Source organism: Amycolatopsis sp. cg5 (genome assembly GCF_041346955.1).
Lineage (GTDB): Bacteria > Actinomycetota > Actinomycetes > Mycobacteriales > Pseudonocardiaceae > Amycolatopsis.
Map to the genome: position 1 here is coordinate 6239653 of NZ_CP166849.1, position 14650 is coordinate 6254302.

A 14650-nucleotide genomic window follows, 5' to 3' on the forward strand; every position below is an offset into this window, starting at 1 on the left:
TTCCAGGATGGCCCGCATGAACGTCGATGTGATCGTCGTCGGCAGCGGTGCGACGGGGATGACCGCCGCACTCAACGCCGCACGGCTCGGCCTCGACGTGGTCGTGCTGGAGAAGGCGGCGAAGTTCGGCGGCTCGACGGCGCGGTCCGGCGGCGGCGTCTGGATTCCCGGCAACGAGGCGTTGACGAAGCCGGACACGCGCGAGGACGCCCGCGCCTACCTCGAAGCGATCGTCGGCGACGTCGTCCCGGCCGAGCGCCGCGAGACGTTCCTCGAACGCGGGCCCGAAGTCGTCCACTTCCTCCACGAGCACACCCCGCTGCGGCTGCAGTGGGTGCCGAACTACTGCGACTACCACCCCGAAGCACCCGGCGGCCGGGCGCACGGGCGATCCGCCGAGCCCATCCCCCTCGACGGCCACGTCCTCGGCGCCGAACTCGCGAATCTCGAACCGCCGTACAGCGCCCCGCCGCTGGGTGTCCCCATCACACAGGCCGACTTCCGCTGGCTCAGCCTCATCGCGCGCCACCCCCGCGGCGTGCTCCGGCTGTTCTCGCTCGCCTGGCGCGGAGTGGTCGGCCGAGTGCGCGGGCAGCGGCTGTTGTCCATGGGACAAGCGCTTGCGGCAGGTTTGCGTGCCGGTTTGCAAAGGGCGAACGTCCCCGTCCGCCTCAACACGCCGCTCACCGACCTGCTGGTGGAGGACGGCCGGGTCGTCGGAGTGCTCACCGGCGACGAGGAGATCCGCGCGCGGCGCGGCGTGATCCTCGCCAGCGGCGGTTTCGAGCACAACGAGGAGATGCGGACCAAGTACCAGCGCGCGCCGATCGGCACCGCGTGGACCGTCGGTGCGAAGGCCAACACCGGCGACGGCATCAACGCCGGGCTCAAGCTCGGCGCGGCCGTCGACCTGATGGACGACGCCTGGTGGGGCCCGTCGATCCCGCTGCCGAAGGGCCCGTGGTTCGCGCTCGCCGAGCGGTCGCGGCCGGGTTCGCTGATGGTCGACGTGCACGGCGTCCGGTTCGTCAACGAGTCGGCGCCGTACGTCGAGGCCGTGCACGCGATGTACGGCGAAGGCGACGGACCCGGCGAGCACGTGCCCGCCTGGCTGGTGTTCGACCAGCGCTATCTCAATCGGTACATGTTCACCGGCATCGGTCCGCGCCAGCCGCTGCCCGGCCGGTGGTTCAAGGCGGGCATCGTGGCGAAGTCCGGCACGATCGCCGGGCTGGCCGAGCGCATCGACGTGCCGGCCACGGCGCTGGCCTCGACCGTCAACCGCTTCAACGCGTTCGCCCGCGAAGGCGTCGACAAGGACTTCCACCGTGGCCGCAGCGCGTACGACCACTACTACGGCGATCCGCGGAACCGGCCCAACCCGAGTCTCGGTCCGCTGGAGGTCGCGCCGTTCTACGCGGTCAAGATCGTGCCGGGCGACCTCGGCACCAAGGGCGGGCTGCGCACCGACATCCACGCACGCGTGCTCCGCGAGGACGGCACCGTGATCGACGGCCTGTACGCGGCGGGCAACGCGAGCGCGCCGGTGATGGGCCGCACCTACGCGGGTCCCGGCGCGACGCTCGGGCCCGCCATGGTGTTCGGCTACCTTGCGGCCGAGCACCTCGCGCACCAAGATCGGAGTTCGGAGGTCACCGATGACTGAAGTCCGCATGATCGACGCAGGCGCTCCCCCGGCGCGGTTCGCGCGCGGCTGGCACTGCCTGGGGCTCGCGGACACCTTCAAGGACGGGAAACCGCACGCGATCACCGCCTTCGGCACCAAGCTCGTGGTGTTCCAGAGTTCCGACGGCAAGCTCAACGTGCTCGACGGGTACTGCCGCCACATGGGCGGCGACCTCACCCAGGGCACGATCAAGGGCGACGAGGTCGCCTGCCCGTTCCACGACTGGCGCTGGAACGGCAAGGGCAAATGCGCCTCGATCCCTTACGCCAAGCGGGTTCCGCTGCGCGCGCGGACCAAGGCGTGGCTGAGCATGGAGGAGAACAAGCAGCTCTTCGTCTGGAACGACCCCGAGGGCAACCTGCCCGGCGAGGACGTCGTCATCCCGCGCATCGACGGGATCTTCACCGACGAGTGGAGCAACTGGACCTGGGACACGGTGCTCATCGAGGGCTCCAACTGCCGCGAGATCATCGACAACATGGTCGACATGGCGCACTTCTACTACGTGCACCTGGCTTTCCCGACCTACTTCAAGAACATCTTCGAAGGCCACATCGCGACGCAGTACCTCAACACCAAGGGCCGCCCGGACGTCGGCGTCCAGTCGAACTATGGCGGCGAGGAAAACCTGCTGCGGTCCGAGGCTTCGTACTTCGGGCCCGCGTACATGATCAACACGCTGGTCAACAACTTCAAGGGTTACGAGGTCGAGAACGTCCTGATCAACTGCCACTACCCCGTCACCGAGAATTCCTTTGTGCTGCAATGGGGTGTGAGCGTCAAGAAGCTGCCGGGCCTCACCGACGAGCAGGCCGACAAGCTCGCCGGCAAGTTCGCGAAGAGCATCGGCGGTGGGTTCCTGCAGGACGTGGAGATCTGGCGCAACAAGACGCGGATCGACAACCCGTTGCTGTGTGAGGAAGACGGCCCGGTCTATCAGCTTCGGCGCTGGTACGAGCAGTTCTATGTGGACGTCGCCGACATCAGCGAGGACATGACCCAGCGCTTCGAGTTCGAAGTGGACACCACCAAGGCGAACGAGGTCTGGGAGAAGGAAGTCGCCGAGAACCTGGCTAGGCAGCGGGCGTGACGGCCGAAGCGCGGGAGTTCCTGACGGCCGGGCTGCGCCCGGTCGACTGCGACACATGCGGAACCTGCGTGCTGGTCAAGAAGAACAGCGCCCAGCACACGAGCATCCAGTGGACGACGGACGCGGCGTCGAGCTGCCAGGTGTTCGCCGAGCGCAAGGCGGCGGGCGCGAACACCGCGTTGCTCGACACCTGCGAGCGCCTCACCGACAGCATCCTGCGCGCGGTCAAGAACGGACTCGTGGAGGTCGCCGGTGACTGAGTTCCACAAGCTCAAGGTGTCCCGCGTGATCACCGAGACCCGCGACGCGCACTCGATCGTCTTCGACGTGCCCGCCGCGCTCTCCGAGGCTTTTCGTTACCGGCCAGGGCAATTCCTGACGCTGCGCGTCCCGAGCGACCGGACCGGCTCGGTCGCTCGGTGCTATTCGCTGTCGAGCGCGCCGTCCGAGGGCATGCTCAAGGTGACGGTCAAGCGCACCGCGGGCGGCTTCGGCTCGAACTGGATCTGCGACTCGCTGCGCGAGGGCGCGGAGATCGACGTACTGCCGCCGTCGGGCGTCTTCACGCCCAAGTCGCTGGACGGCGACTTCCTGCTGCTGGCGGGCGGCAGCGGGATCACCCCGGTGATGTCGATCCTCAAGTCCGCTTTGGACGGTGGCACCGGCCGCATCGTGCTGGTGTACGCCAACCGTGACGAGCAGTCCGTGATCTTCGCCGACGAACTCGCCTCGCTCGCGCACGAGCACGCGAACCGGCTCGTGGTCGTCCATTGGCTGGAGACCGTCCAGGGCATGCCGGGCGTGCGGAGCCTGCGCACGCTGACCGCGCCGTACGCCGGGTTCGAGACGTTCATCTGCGGCCCGGAACCGTTCATGCTGGCCGCGAAAGACGCGCTCGGATCCGAACACGGCCGCATGCACATCGAGAAGTTCCTGTCACTGACCGGAAACCCGTTCGAGTCGACCGAGGTCGAGGTCGTCGAATCCGGCGAGACCACCGCGCTGTCCGTCGAACTGGACGGCGCCCGGCACTCGTTCACCTGGCCCCGACAGCAGAAACTCCTGGATTTCCTGCTGTCGAAGGGCCTCGACGCGCCGTACTCGTGCCGCGAGGGCCAGTGCAGCGCGTGCGCCTGCCGCATCGTGGCGGGCGAGGTGAAGATGCTGAACAATGAGGTGCTGGACGGTGAGGACATCGCCGACGGCCTGGTGCTCGCCTGCCAGTCGCTGCCACTGACCGACGACGTCTCGGTCACCTACGAATGAGGTCGTGAATGCCGGTCGATCCCGCACTCGCCATCGGCGCCGAACTGCCCGAGGTCACCTTCGCCTGGACCGCGGCGGACGTGCAGCTCTACCACCTCGCGCTCGGCGCAGGCACCGACCCGGTCGACCCGCGCGAGCTGCGTTACACCTACGAGGCCGACCTCCAGGTGCTGCCGACCTTCGCGACCGTGGCCGCCAACCTGCGCGTGTTCGACCCGCCGTCCGTCTCGTTCCCCGGCGTCGACATCGACCTCGCGAAAGTGTTGCACGGCAAGCAGGAGGTCATCGCGCACCGGCCGATCCCGACCTCCGGCAAGGCCGTCGCCCGCTCCCGCATCGCCGACGTCTTCGACAAGGGCAAGGCCGCGGTCATCATCCAGGAGACCGCCGCGACCTCCTCGGACGGCGATCCACTGTGGACGGCCAGGTCCAGCATCTTCGCCCGCGGCGAAGGCGGCTTCGGCGGCGACCGCGGCCCGTCCGACAAGGTCGAGCTGCCCACGCGCGAGCCGGACGCGGTCATCGACACGCCGACGTTGCCCCAGCAGGCCTTGCTCTACCGGCTCTGCGGCGACCGCAATCCCCTCCACGCCGACCCCGCCTTCGCCCACGCCGCCGGCTTCGAAACCCCGATCCTGCACGGCTTGTGCACCTACGGAATCGTGGCGAAGACGGTCACCGACGCGTTCCTCGACGGCGACACCGCCCGGGTCGCCTCGTTCTCGACCAAGTTCGCCGGCGTCGTCTACCCGGGCGAAACCCTGCGCACCCGGGTCTGGCGGGAATCCGGCCGCTTTGTCGTGACGACGACCGCTCCCGACCGCGACGACGCCCCGGTCCTCGCCGACACCGTCCTGACCGAGCGCTGACCTCGCTTCACCCACCCAGTCGCTTGTTTGTGATCATCCGCACACGTAGCGTGAACAGAGGCCCTGTCTAGCGGAAGGATGACGCGATGAGGGACGGATGTGGGTGCGGAGACAGCTGCGCCGGCTCGAGCTGTGGCTGCGGGTGCAGCTGCGGCTAGCGTGACAGCTCAGGTGGCTTTCGTGGCCGGGCGCCGCGGAAGCCACCTCACAGCGCGGCGAGCAGCATGTAGCCCATCCCGATCCCCATCACCGCACGGCAGGCCGCACGCGAGACCGTTCCGGCAGGCCGGTCCGTCGACTTGAGCAGGAACATCCCCGACTTCACCGCGTCGCCCGCGAAATACACCGCCGCGGCGATCGCGACCACCGTGAACAGGACACCGGGCGAACCATCCATTGTGGACATGTTCAGCCATGGGCCGTGCTCGGCCGTGACGTGCGGCATGGCCACCAGCAGGTACAGCATGACCACGGCCGAGACCGCGTGATGCGCGCAGCCGCGGGCGCCGCGCAGCCAGGCGACCACGAACCAGCCCGAGGTCAGCAGGAACAACGCCTGCCAGCCCGCCGCCGGGATGGGGCCGCCGATCGGCGAGAGCATGGCGACCATCGCGACCGCGAACAGCAGCTCGGCGACGTCGCCCTGCCGCGTCCCCTGCCCGAGCCGCCCGTAGTCGAGCCGGGCGAGCCGCCGCACACAGGGCCAGGTGATGGCCAGGAACACCGCGGTCAAGATCCACGCCACCACCCGGCGCCCCCTCCTACGAGACTTCGGCGGGGAAGAGCCGGTCGAGCGCGCCGTCCTTGACGTCGTCGACCAGCGCGTTCAGCTGCGCCAGGCTGAGCTGGATGCGGGCGCCGCGGCCGTCGACGAGCACCACCCGGCGGGCTTCGTCGGCGTCGTGGTCGAGGAAGAGGTCGGGGCAGCCAGGGTCGCCCGCACCGGAGAAGGTGAAGACGTGCTCCAGTGGCTTTCGACCTGGCATGGGGGCCTCACTCTGTGTCGCCGGCTGTCCCTCCAACCGTGACAGCCGGACCCGGCGACCACCAGCCCGCAAAGAGGTGATCCCTATACCCCACAAGGACTATCTTCACGCGCACCGGAAAATAAGCAACCGCATTACCCTTGCGACAACACGAGTCCACTCGTCGGCACGCCGGTCCCGGCGGTGACCACCACGTGCCCGGCGTCCGGCACCTGGTTCACCGAGGTGCCCCTGATCTGCCGGACGCCCTCGGCGATCCCGTTCATGCCGTGGATGTACGCCTCGCCGAGCTGCCCGCCGTGCGGGTTCAGCGGCAGCTCGCCGTCGAGCTCGAGCGCGCCGCCCGCGATGAAGTCCTTCGCCTCGCCGCGCCCGCAGAAACCGAGTTCCTCCAGCTGCATCAGCACATACGGGGTGAAATGGTCGTAGAGCACGGCCGCATCCATATCGGACGGTCGCAGCCCGGACTGCGCCCAGAGCTGCCCGCCGACCACGCCCATCTCGGGCAGCGCGGCGAGCGAGTCACGGTAGTAGCTGGTCATGATGTACTGATCGGGCCCGCTGCCCTGCGCGGCGGCCGCGATGAGGGCGGGCTTCTGCGCCAGGTCGCGGGCGCGTTCGGCCGAGGTGACCACCAGCGCGACGCCGCCGTCGCTCTCCTGGCAGCAGTCGAGCAGGTGCAACGGCTCGGCGACCCACCGGGAGGCCTGGTGCTGATCGAGGGTGATCGGCTTGCCGTGGAACCAGGCTTTCGGGTTGGTCGCGGCGTGCTTGCGGTCGAGCACCGCGACCCGGCCGAAGTCCTCGCTGGTCGCGCCGTACTCGTGCATGTACCGGCGCGCCAGCATGGCGACGGTCGCGGCGGGCGTCGCGATGCCGACCGGATAGTGGTAGGCGTTGTCCACGCCCGCCGAATTCACCTGGCCGGCCGCGGCGGACGACACCTGACCGAACCGCTGGCCGGAGCGCTCGTTGAACGCCCGGTACGCCACGACGACGTCCGCGACCCCGGTGGCCACGGCCAGCGCGGCCTGCTGCACGGTGGCCGCGGCCGCGCCGCCGCCGTAGTGGATGCGGCTGAAGAACTTCAGCTCGGGGACGCCGAGTTCCCGCGCGACGGCGATCTCGCTGTTGCCGTCCATGGTGAACGACACCAGTCCGTCCACATCGGACGGCGTGAGCCCGGCATCGGTCAACGCCGCCAGCACGCATTCCGAGGCCAGCCGCAGTTCGCTGCGCCCGGAGTCCTTCGAGAACTCGGTCGCGCCGATTCCGGCGATGGCCGCCGCACCCGAGAGCTTCACGAGCCACCTCCTGGCAGGGTCACGCCGACGGTGCCCGTGACGTGCTCACCGAGACTGTCCTTGGCGGACACCGCGATCACCACGTCCTGACCGTCCTTTTCGATCACCTTGCCGGAGAAGGTCAAGGTGTCGTAGGCGTAGCAGGGCACACCCAGCCGGATCTTGACCGAGCGCACGAGCGCTTCCGGGCCCGCCCAGTCGGTGACGAACCGCTGCACCAGCCCGGTGTCGGTGAGGATGTTGAGGAAGATGTCCTTGGAGCCACGCGCGATCGCCGAGTCGCGGTCGTGGTGGACGTCCTGGAAGTCACGGGTGGCCAGCGCGGTGCTGACCACGAAGGTCGGCGTGGCCTCGATGGTCAGCGGCGGCAGCTCGGTGCCGACTTCGACGGTCATCGCGTCCTCCAGGCAGGCAGGGTCAATTCGTCGTCGATCTCCAGGAACACGGCTTCGACTTCCTGTCCTATCCGGACCGTTTCCGGGTCGCCGTCGACGAGTTCGCCGAGCACTCGCACGCCTTCTTCGAGCTCCACCAGCGCGACCACGAACGGCATCTTCTTGCCGGGCACGGGCGGATGGTGATGCACGACGTAGCTGTAGACCGTGCCTTTTCCGCTGGCCACGACGTAATCCGGCTTGAGATCGAGGTCGCCGGACGGCGGCATCGGGCCTGGCGGGTGCCGCAACGTGTCGCCCCAGCGCTGGATCCTGAGCTCGCCCTCGCGCAGGCCCGCCCAGAAGAACTCGGAGTCCTTGCTGATCACCGGGCGCAGCACGGTGTCCGGTTTGGACACTTCCGGCGGCCGGAACTTGAGTATCCGGAACATCATCTCGGCCACCGGCTCGTCGCCGACGCGCCAGGTGGTGCGGGTGGTCACGAACCAGCCCTCGCCGAGCGCGGTCTTCTTCGGCCCGACCACGGATTCCAGCGCGGTCGTCGCCGAGACGTGCTCGCCGTGGCGCAGATACCGGTGATAGGTCTGCTCGGAGTTGGTGGCCACGACCGAGGTGAACCCGGCCTCGTCCATGATCTCGATCATCGCGCCGAGCGGGTCGTCGCCGGACCGCGCGCCGTGCAGGCCGTTCATCGTCCACACCTGCGCCATCGCGGGCGGCGCGACGAGTCCACCGTGGACGGACTTCGCGGCGAACTCCGGGTCCGTGTAGACCGGGTTGGTGTCGCCCATGGCCTCGACCCAGTTGTTCACCATCGCCTGGTTCACCGGATCGCGGGCGAACCGGCGCGAGGACTCCCCTCGCTCGGCGACGCGGGCGGCTTCTTCTTCGATGGTCATCGCGGCACCCTCGGCAATCCCAGTCCGGCCATGGCGATCAGCTCGCGCTGGATCTCGTTGACCCCGCCGCCGAAGGTCAGCACGAGGTTGCGTTTGGCGATCCGGTCGAGCCATTCGGCCAGCTCGGCCGTCTCGGGATCGGCGAAGTCACCGTGGCGCGCCACGATCTCCTCCAGCAGCCGCCCGATGCGCTGCATCCGCTCCGAGCCGAAGATCTTCGTCGCCGACGCGTCCGCGACGTCGACCGGCGTGCCCGTCGCGGCCGAGGCGACCTGCCAGTTCAGCAGCTCGTTCACGCGCGCGGTCGCCAGTGTCTCGGCGAGCGCGCGCCGCACGTCCGGCAGCTCCAGCAGCGGCGTGCCGTCGGCGGTCTTGCGGCCGGCGGCCCAGCCGTGCACGCGGTCGTGGAACCCGCTGATCCGCCCGGCCGGGCCGAGCATGACCCGTTCGTGGTTGAGCTGGGTGGTGATCAGCCGCCAGCCCTCGTTTTCCTTGCCCACCAGCATTCCTACCGGCACCCGCACGTCGGAGTAGTAGGTCGCGTTGACGTGGTGCGCGCCGTCGCAGGTGATGATCGGCGTCCACGAGTACCCGGGATCGCTGGTCGCGGCGATGAGGATCGAGATGCCCTTGTGCTTGGGCGCGGCCGGATCGGTGCGCACGGCGAGCCAGATATAGTCGGCGTCGTGCCCGCCGGTGGTGAAGATCTTCTGGCCGTTGACGACGTACTCGTCGCCGTCACGCACCGCCGAGGTCTTCAGCGAGGCGAGGTCGGTGCCCGCGTCCGGTTCGGTGTAGCCGATGGCGAAATGCAGCTCGCCCGCCAGGATTTTGGGCAGGAAGAAGGCTTTCTGCTCCTCGGTGCCGAACGCCTGCAGCGTCGGGCCGACCGTCTGCAGCGTCACCGACGGCAGCTGGACGTCGGCGCGCGCCGCCTCGTCGACGAACAGGTGCTGCTCGATCTCGCCGAACCCGCGCCCGCCGTACTCCTCCGGCCAGCCGACGCCGAGCCAGCCGTCGCGGCCCATCCGCCGCACGATCTCACGGTGCACGTCACCGTGCCGCTCGCGCCGCATCGCCTCGCGCTCCTCGGCGCTCACCAGCCCCGCGAAGTACGCGCGCAGGTCGTCGCGCAATTCCTGTTGCGCCGCGGTCAAATCCACTCGCATGGTCACACCAACTCGCCAATGCGGTCGAGACGGTGCGAGGCACCGCCGACGAACCGGGACAGGTCCTTGATCCCGGAGTAGTACCGGTGCAGCGGATAGGTCACGTCGACACCCAGCCCGCCATGCAGGTGCTGACAGGCCGCGAGCGCTTTCGGCGCCTCTTCGGCGAGCCAGTACGCGGCCACCTCGAGGTCCGTATCGGCGTCCAGGCCCTCGGAAAGCCGCCAAATCGCCGAAAGCGCGGCGAGATGCACGGTCCGCGAAGCGATGTAGACGTCGGCGATCTGCTGAGCCACGGCCTGGAATCTGGCCAGTGGCTTGCCGAACTGCTCCCGCGTGCCGACGTGGCTCGTGGTCAGTTCCAGCGCGCCGGCGAGCAATCCGTCCCCGAGCGCCACCGCGCCCGCGAGCGCGAACCGGTGCAGCGCGGCGAGCGCGCCGTCGGCGAGCAGGTCGTCCTCCGTGACACGGACGTCGGTGAGCACGACCGTGCATTCGGGACTTTCGCTCGCGTTGCGGGTCGGCACGAGCGTGACACCGCTCGCGCGCGGGTGCACGACGAAGACCGCGGTGCCACCCGCCATCGTGACGGGCACCAGCATCGCGGTGGCCGTCTCGGCGTACGGCACGGCCGTCTTCGTGCCGGAGAGCGACCAGGCGCCGTCGGACGGCACGGCCGTCGCCGACGGGCGCGTGGTCATCGGCGCCGACGGTTCGTGCAGCGCGGCCGTGACCACCGCGGCGCCGGAAGCGATGGCAGGCAACAGGTCCGCGCGCTGACGCGGGCTGCCCAGCCGGTCGATCGGCAGCACGCCGAGCGCCAGCGCGGCCAGCGCGGGTGCCTGGGCGGCCGCCCGGCCGACCTCGGTCAGCACGAGCGCGACCTCGGCGAGGCCGAGCCCGTCGCCGTCCAGTTCGGCCGGGAGCGCGAGCGCGAGCAGGCCGGACTCGGCGAGCGCCTGCCATGGCCGCTCGGGGTCCCGGCGCAGGACGGTGGCGGCCAGGCGGGTGATCTCCGCCTGGGTCGCGTCCGGGGTGAAGTCCACACTGGCTCCCTCGGGCTAGACTGGAACGTGTTCTAGTCTTATCCGTTGAGCGCCTTCGGGGCAAGTCCGTCCGCTCAACCAGGCAGTGCGTTGAGGAGTTCCTTCATCGCGAGCGGGATGGCGTCCGCGAGCGGCCACAGGTCTGGAACGAGTTCTCGCGCGCCGAGCAGGCCGATGTCGACCCTGCCCGCGTTGGACAGCACGGTCACGTTCAGCCCGGCGCCGTGGAAGACCGGGCCGAGCGGGAACAACCCGGTGATCCGCGCGCCGAGCAGGTAGAGCGGCATCGGCGGGCCCGGGACATTGGAGACGACCAGGTTGTGCACCACCGGATGCTTCTCGGCCAGCCGCAGCGCCGAGTACGCGCGCACCGCCAGCCCGAACATGGTGGCGGCCGAGAACTGCGCCCAGTCCTGCAGCATGTCGGCGTCCATGCTGTGGTGATGATCCTTCGAGAGCCGGTTCCCCTCGGCGAGCGCGAACACCCGCGCCGCCGGATCGGCCAGATGCGTCGGCAGTGAGGCGAAGAACGCCGAGACCTTATTGCTGCCGTGCTCGCGTTCGCTCCGCTCCCGCACCGAGACCGGGACGCTGGCGATCAGCGGATCGGCGGGCAGCTCACCCCGGTCGCTCAGGTACTGCCGCAGTCCGCCCGCGCACAACGCCAGCACGACGTCGTTCACGGTCACCCCGAACGCGTTCTTGATCCGCTTCACGTCGCCGAGGTCGACGGTCGCGTACGCGACGCTCCGATGCCCGGTGATCGTCCCGTTGAACGAGGTACGCGGCGCGGTGAACGGCGCGGGCATCGCCTTGCCCCGCAACGCCTTACCCACCCAGGCTGGCACGATCCCCAGCAAATCGGGCAGCAGCCGCGCCGCCTCGAACGGCAGTTTCACCGCCGAGCGGACACTGTCCCGCAGCAAAGCGAACCCGTGGGGAACGCCGGGCGTCTCCGGCTGCTCGATCTCCGGCAACGGCGCGTCGGGTTCCAGCCCGGCCAGGTAGGTGATCAGGTTCGCGCCGCTCACCCCGTCGACGCTCGCGTGGTGCATCTTGATCAGCACGGCGATGCCGCCGTCCTCGAGCCCCTCGATGACGAACATCTCCCACAGCGGACGGCCCCGGTCGAGCGGCTGCCCGGCGATGTGCGCGCACAGGTCGGCCAGCTCGGCACGGTCACCGGGGGCGGGAACGCCGATGCGGTGCACATGGTGGTCGAGGTCGAACTCGTCGTCCTCCACCCACACCGGATGGCGGAAGTTCCAGAACGGGTCGTGCAGCTTGCGCCGGAACGCCGGGATCTGCGACACCCGCGCGTGGAGCTGTTCCTTGAACTTCTCGAACGCGTACCCGCCGGGCATCGTGGAGCCGTCGAGCGTGACGAGCCCGCAGACGTGCAACACCTGCGCCGACGTCTCCAGGTACAGAAAACTCGCGTCCAGGCCGCTCAACCGCTGTTCTTTGACCACGGCGCTCAGCGTAGGCGAACCAGTACACCTGTCCCGAGACGTCGTCGGGGTGAAGCTCCACGGCCGCCGGGCACTCCGCGTGATCACTTCACCGATCTCCGCGCGGCCGTAAACTCAGGTCCCATGAAGCCGAACTTCATCACCCGGCGGGCGATCCAACTCGGCCTCACCGCCAATGCCCTCCGCCCGCTACCAGGCGAACCACTGGCGTTCCCTGCCTTTTTCGCCGGCTGGCTGACCGGCGAGCTGGCTCCCCAGCTGCTGGCGCTCACGGCCGTCGACACCGCGGCCCACCTCGCCCGTCACGGCGCCCGCACCCGCGCCGACAAGATCGGCCTGGCGATGGCGGGCCTCACCGCGGCAGGCCTGGCCGCGCTCATCACCGGCTCCCGCCGCGCCGGCGAGGTGATGGACACCGCCCTGTCGGAAGGCCTCGGCCCCGATTACCTCGACGACCTCGAGCCCGCCACCGACCTGGGCACCACCCTCGCCCAGCTCGCACTCCCGTTCCGCGCCCGCACCGCCGACGTCCGCCGCCATCACGACGTCGCCTACGCACCCGGCGGCCGCCGTTTCATGCTCGACGTCTACTACCCGCGCGAGCCGGTCGAAGGCAGGCCGGTGCTGCTGCAGGTGCACGGCGGCGCCTGGGTGATCGGCAACAAGGAGCAGCAGGGCCTGCCCCTGATGATGCACATGGCCGAGCGCGGCTGGATCTGCGTCGCGATCAACTACCCCCTGTCCCCGGCGGCCCGCTGGCCCCAGCACATCATCGCCGCCAAGCGCGCGATCGGCTGGATCCGCGAGAACATCCACAGCTACGGCGGCGACCCGGCCTTCCTGGCCGTGACCGGCGGTTCCGCAGGCGGCCACCTCGCCGCGCTGCTCGCGCTGACCCAGAACGACGCGGCCCTGCAGCCCGGTTTCGCCGACCAGGACACGAGTGTCCAAGCCTGCGTCCCCCACTACGGCGTCTACGACTTCGCGGCCACCACGGGCTCGCCCGCCTCCGCGGCCAGGCTCAAGAACCTCATCTCCCGCTACGTCTTCGAAACCGGCCGCGATCCCGTCGACCACCTCGACGACTACGTCGCCGCCTCCCCGCTGGATCGCATCACCGACGAGGCACCTCCTTTCTTCGTGATCCACGGCGAGCGCGACTCCCTCGTCCCGGTCCGCGAGGCCCGCGAGTTCGTCCGCCGTCTCCGCTCGGCCTCCCGCAACCCGGTCGCCTACGCCGAGATCCCCGGCGCCCAGCACGCCTTCGACATCTTCCCCTCCATCCGCAGTGCCGCCGTCGTCCGCGGCGTCGAGCGCTTCCTCACGTGGAGCCACCACACCTGGCGCAAGTCCTGACGCCTGGGGTCGTGAGTGGTACGGCCGGTTCTATTGATCCGTAAGGCAAATATGGCGTGTCAGTCTGCGGCGTAGCGGACGGGTTCCTTGCCGAAGAAGGCTTTCACGCGGTCGGGTTGGTTCTGGCGGCGGCGCAGGTGGGTGCGTGCGCCTGCCGCCAGTTCCTCTTGGGTGCGGGGGCTTTGTGTTGCGGTGACGTGGTGTTTGAGGTCGCCGTTGAGCAGTTCGACGGGGTTGAGTTCGGGGCTGTAACCGGGCAGGAAATGCATCTCGATCCGCTCGGTCCGCTGGGCGAGCCAGTCTTTGAGCAGGATCGCGCGATGTGAGGGGTGCCCGTCGACGATCAGGTGGATCTTGCGATCAACGTGACGCACCAGCCGATCGAGGAACTCGATCATCACGTGGACGTTGAACCCGCCCTGGAACACGGTGAAGTAGAGCTCGCCTTTGTTGCTGATCGCGGCCATCGCGTTGACCGTGAACCGCTTGCCACTGTTGGGCACCACCGGGGTTTTCCCGACCGGAGCCCACGTGGCCGCGACCGAGGCGTCCGAACGCAGCCCCGTCTGATCCAGCCACAGGATCACCGCCTTCTCCCGCTTCGCGCGCGCCGCGATCGCCGGATACCGCTGCTCAAGCCACTCGGTGACCTTCTCCGGGTTCTTCTCATACGCCACCTGCACCGGCTTCTGCGGCGAGAACCCCCACGACCGCAGATACTTCCCGATCGTCACCCGTGACAACTCCAGCCCGAACCAGCGTTTCACCAGGTCAGCGACCAGACCACGGGTCCACACCAGCCCCACCAGCTGAAACTGGTCCGGATACCTGCCCAGCACCGCCCGCCGCAACCGCGCCTGCTGCCTCACATCCAGCGCCATCTGCTCGCCAGCACGCCGACCACGTTTCTCGGCATACAACGCCCGATTCCCGTTGCGCTGAAACGCTGTCCACCACCGCGTCACCGACCGCACCGACACCCCGAACAGCTCCGCGACCTCAACCTGGGTCCGCCCAGACTGGACCGCGGCGACCACCCGCCGCCGCAGATCCTCCTGCGATTGCTGGGAAAGCCGCCGCGCATCCGTCACCCGAACCTTCGCGTTCACAC

At 69.1% G+C, this 14650-nt stretch carries 15 protein-coding genes; 6 read left to right on the forward strand and 9 right to left on the reverse strand.

Features of this window, described 5'->3' with window-relative positions:
• Window positions 1-16 precede the first annotated feature (16 nt).
• From kstD to AB5J62_RS27745, 5 genes are read left to right on the forward strand one after another with little or no spacing between them, the layout of a single operon-like run.
• Window positions 17-1666 (forward strand): 3-oxosteroid 1-dehydrogenase, encoded by a 1650-nt coding sequence (gene kstD, locus AB5J62_RS27725; protein WP_370942858.1) that lies wholly within the window; start codon window positions 17-19, stop codon window positions 1664-1666.
• Window positions 1659-2777: a Rieske 2Fe-2S domain-containing protein gene (locus tag AB5J62_RS27730; RefSeq protein ID WP_370942859.1), complete on the forward strand. Its 1119-nt coding sequence runs from the start codon at window positions 1659-1661 to the stop codon at window positions 2775-2777. The genes kstD and AB5J62_RS27730 overlap by 8 nt, the downstream gene beginning before the upstream one ends.
• Complete coding sequence (locus AB5J62_RS27735) at window positions 2774-3037, forward strand: hypothetical protein (protein ID WP_370942860.1); 264 nt, start codon at window positions 2774-2776, stop codon at window positions 3035-3037. Before AB5J62_RS27730 ends, AB5J62_RS27735 begins: the two co-directional genes overlap by 4 nt.
• Window positions 3030-4043: a 2Fe-2S iron-sulfur cluster-binding protein gene (locus AB5J62_RS27740; protein ID WP_370942861.1), complete on the forward strand. Its 1014-nt coding sequence runs from the start codon at window positions 3030-3032 to the stop codon at window positions 4041-4043. Before AB5J62_RS27735 ends, AB5J62_RS27740 begins: the two co-directional genes overlap by 8 nt.
• A gap of 8 nt (window positions 4044-4051) precedes the next feature.
• Complete coding sequence (locus AB5J62_RS27745; protein WP_370942862.1) at window positions 4052-4912, forward strand: MaoC/PaaZ C-terminal domain-containing protein; 861 nt, start codon at window positions 4052-4054, stop codon at window positions 4910-4912.
• Window positions 4913-5117: 205 nt separating this feature from the next.
• Here the strand turns inward: AB5J62_RS27745 and AB5J62_RS27750 are convergent, their stop codons facing one another.
• The 8 genes from AB5J62_RS27750 to AB5J62_RS27785 all read right to left on the reverse strand — a co-directional run bounded on the left by AB5J62_RS27750 (window position 5118) and on the right by AB5J62_RS27785 (window position 12183).
• The gene (locus AB5J62_RS27750) at window positions 5118-5657 is read right to left on the reverse strand and encodes a DUF5134 domain-containing protein (protein ID WP_370942863.1); all 540 of its coding nucleotides are present in this window, start codon (window positions 5655-5657) and stop codon (window positions 5118-5120) included.
• 16 nt (window positions 5658-5673) lie between these two features.
• Window positions 5674-5898 carry a hypothetical protein gene (locus tag AB5J62_RS27755; RefSeq protein ID WP_370942864.1) on the reverse strand — a complete coding sequence of 75 codons (225 nt, stop codon included), beginning with the start codon at window positions 5896-5898 and terminating at the stop codon, window positions 5674-5676.
• 134 nt (window positions 5899-6032) lie between these two features.
• Window positions 6033-7202, reverse strand: a complete 1170-nt coding sequence (locus tag AB5J62_RS27760; protein ID WP_370942865.1) for a lipid-transfer protein — start codon at window positions 7200-7202, stop codon at window positions 6033-6035.
• Window positions 7199-7597: a MaoC family dehydratase gene (locus tag AB5J62_RS27765; RefSeq protein WP_370942866.1), complete on the reverse strand. Its 399-nt coding sequence runs from the start codon at window positions 7595-7597 to the stop codon at window positions 7199-7201. The genes AB5J62_RS27760 and AB5J62_RS27765 overlap by 4 nt, the downstream gene beginning before the upstream one ends.
• Window positions 7594-8496, reverse strand: a complete 903-nt coding sequence (locus AB5J62_RS27770; RefSeq protein ID WP_370942867.1) for a bifunctional MaoC family dehydratase N-terminal/OB-fold nucleic acid binding domain-containing protein — start codon at window positions 8494-8496, stop codon at window positions 7594-7596. The genes AB5J62_RS27765 and AB5J62_RS27770 overlap by 4 nt, the downstream gene beginning before the upstream one ends.
• Window positions 8493-9665 carry an acyl-CoA dehydrogenase family protein gene (locus AB5J62_RS27775; RefSeq protein WP_370942868.1) on the reverse strand — a complete coding sequence of 391 codons (1173 nt, stop codon included), beginning with the start codon at window positions 9663-9665 and terminating at the stop codon, window positions 8493-8495. The genes AB5J62_RS27770 and AB5J62_RS27775 overlap by 4 nt, the downstream gene beginning before the upstream one ends.
• Window positions 9666-9667: 2 nt before the next feature.
• Window positions 9668-10711: an acyl-CoA dehydrogenase family protein gene (locus AB5J62_RS27780; protein ID WP_370942869.1), complete on the reverse strand. Its 1044-nt coding sequence runs from the start codon at window positions 10709-10711 to the stop codon at window positions 9668-9670.
• Window positions 10712-10785: 74 nt separating this feature from the next.
• Window positions 10786-12183: a wax ester/triacylglycerol synthase family O-acyltransferase gene (locus AB5J62_RS27785; protein ID WP_370942870.1), complete on the reverse strand. Its 1398-nt coding sequence runs from the start codon at window positions 12181-12183 to the stop codon at window positions 10786-10788.
• Between the two features lie 123 nt (window positions 12184-12306).
• Between AB5J62_RS27785 and AB5J62_RS27790 the strand changes: the two genes are divergently transcribed.
• Window positions 12307-13539, forward strand: a complete 1233-nt coding sequence (locus AB5J62_RS27790) for an alpha/beta hydrolase fold domain-containing protein (protein WP_370942871.1) — start codon at window positions 12307-12309, stop codon at window positions 13537-13539.
• Window positions 13540-13598: 59 nt separating this feature from the next.
• Here the strand turns inward: AB5J62_RS27790 and AB5J62_RS27795 are convergent, their stop codons facing one another.
• Window positions 13599-14648 (reverse strand): IS630 family transposase, encoded by a 1050-nt coding sequence (locus AB5J62_RS27795; RefSeq protein ID WP_370942872.1) that lies wholly within the window; start codon window positions 14646-14648, stop codon window positions 13599-13601.
• Between the last annotated feature and the right edge of the window lie 2 nt (window positions 14649-14650).

What these genes read in the sequence shown, in the direction of transcription:
- kstD (WP_370942858.1), top strand. Translation starts at nt 17, where the DNA reads ATGAACGTCGATGTGATCGTCGTCGGCAGCGGTGCGACGGGGATGACC.
- AB5J62_RS27730 (WP_370942859.1), top strand. Translation starts at nt 1,659, where the DNA reads ATGACTGAAGTCCGCATGATCGACGCAGGCGCTCCCCCGGCGCGGTTC.
- AB5J62_RS27745 (WP_370942862.1), top strand. Translation starts at nt 4,052, where the DNA reads ATGCCGGTCGATCCCGCACTCGCCATCGGCGCCGAACTGCCCGAGGTC.
- AB5J62_RS27755 (WP_370942864.1), bottom strand. Translation starts at nt 5,898, where the DNA reads ATGCCAGGTCGAAAGCCACTGGAGCACGTCTTCACCTTCTCCGGTGCG.
- AB5J62_RS27765 (WP_370942866.1), bottom strand. Translation starts at nt 7,597, where the DNA reads ATGACCGTCGAAGTCGGCACCGAGCTGCCGCCGCTGACCATCGAGGCC.
- AB5J62_RS27770 (WP_370942867.1), bottom strand. Translation starts at nt 8,496, where the DNA reads ATGACCATCGAAGAAGAAGCCGCCCGCGTCGCCGAGCGAGGGGAGTCC.
- AB5J62_RS27775 (WP_370942868.1), bottom strand. Translation starts at nt 9,665, where the DNA reads ATGCGAGTGGATTTGACCGCGGCGCAACAGGAATTGCGCGACGACCTG.
- AB5J62_RS27790 (WP_370942871.1), top strand. Translation starts at nt 12,307, where the DNA reads ATGAAGCCGAACTTCATCACCCGGCGGGCGATCCAACTCGGCCTCACC.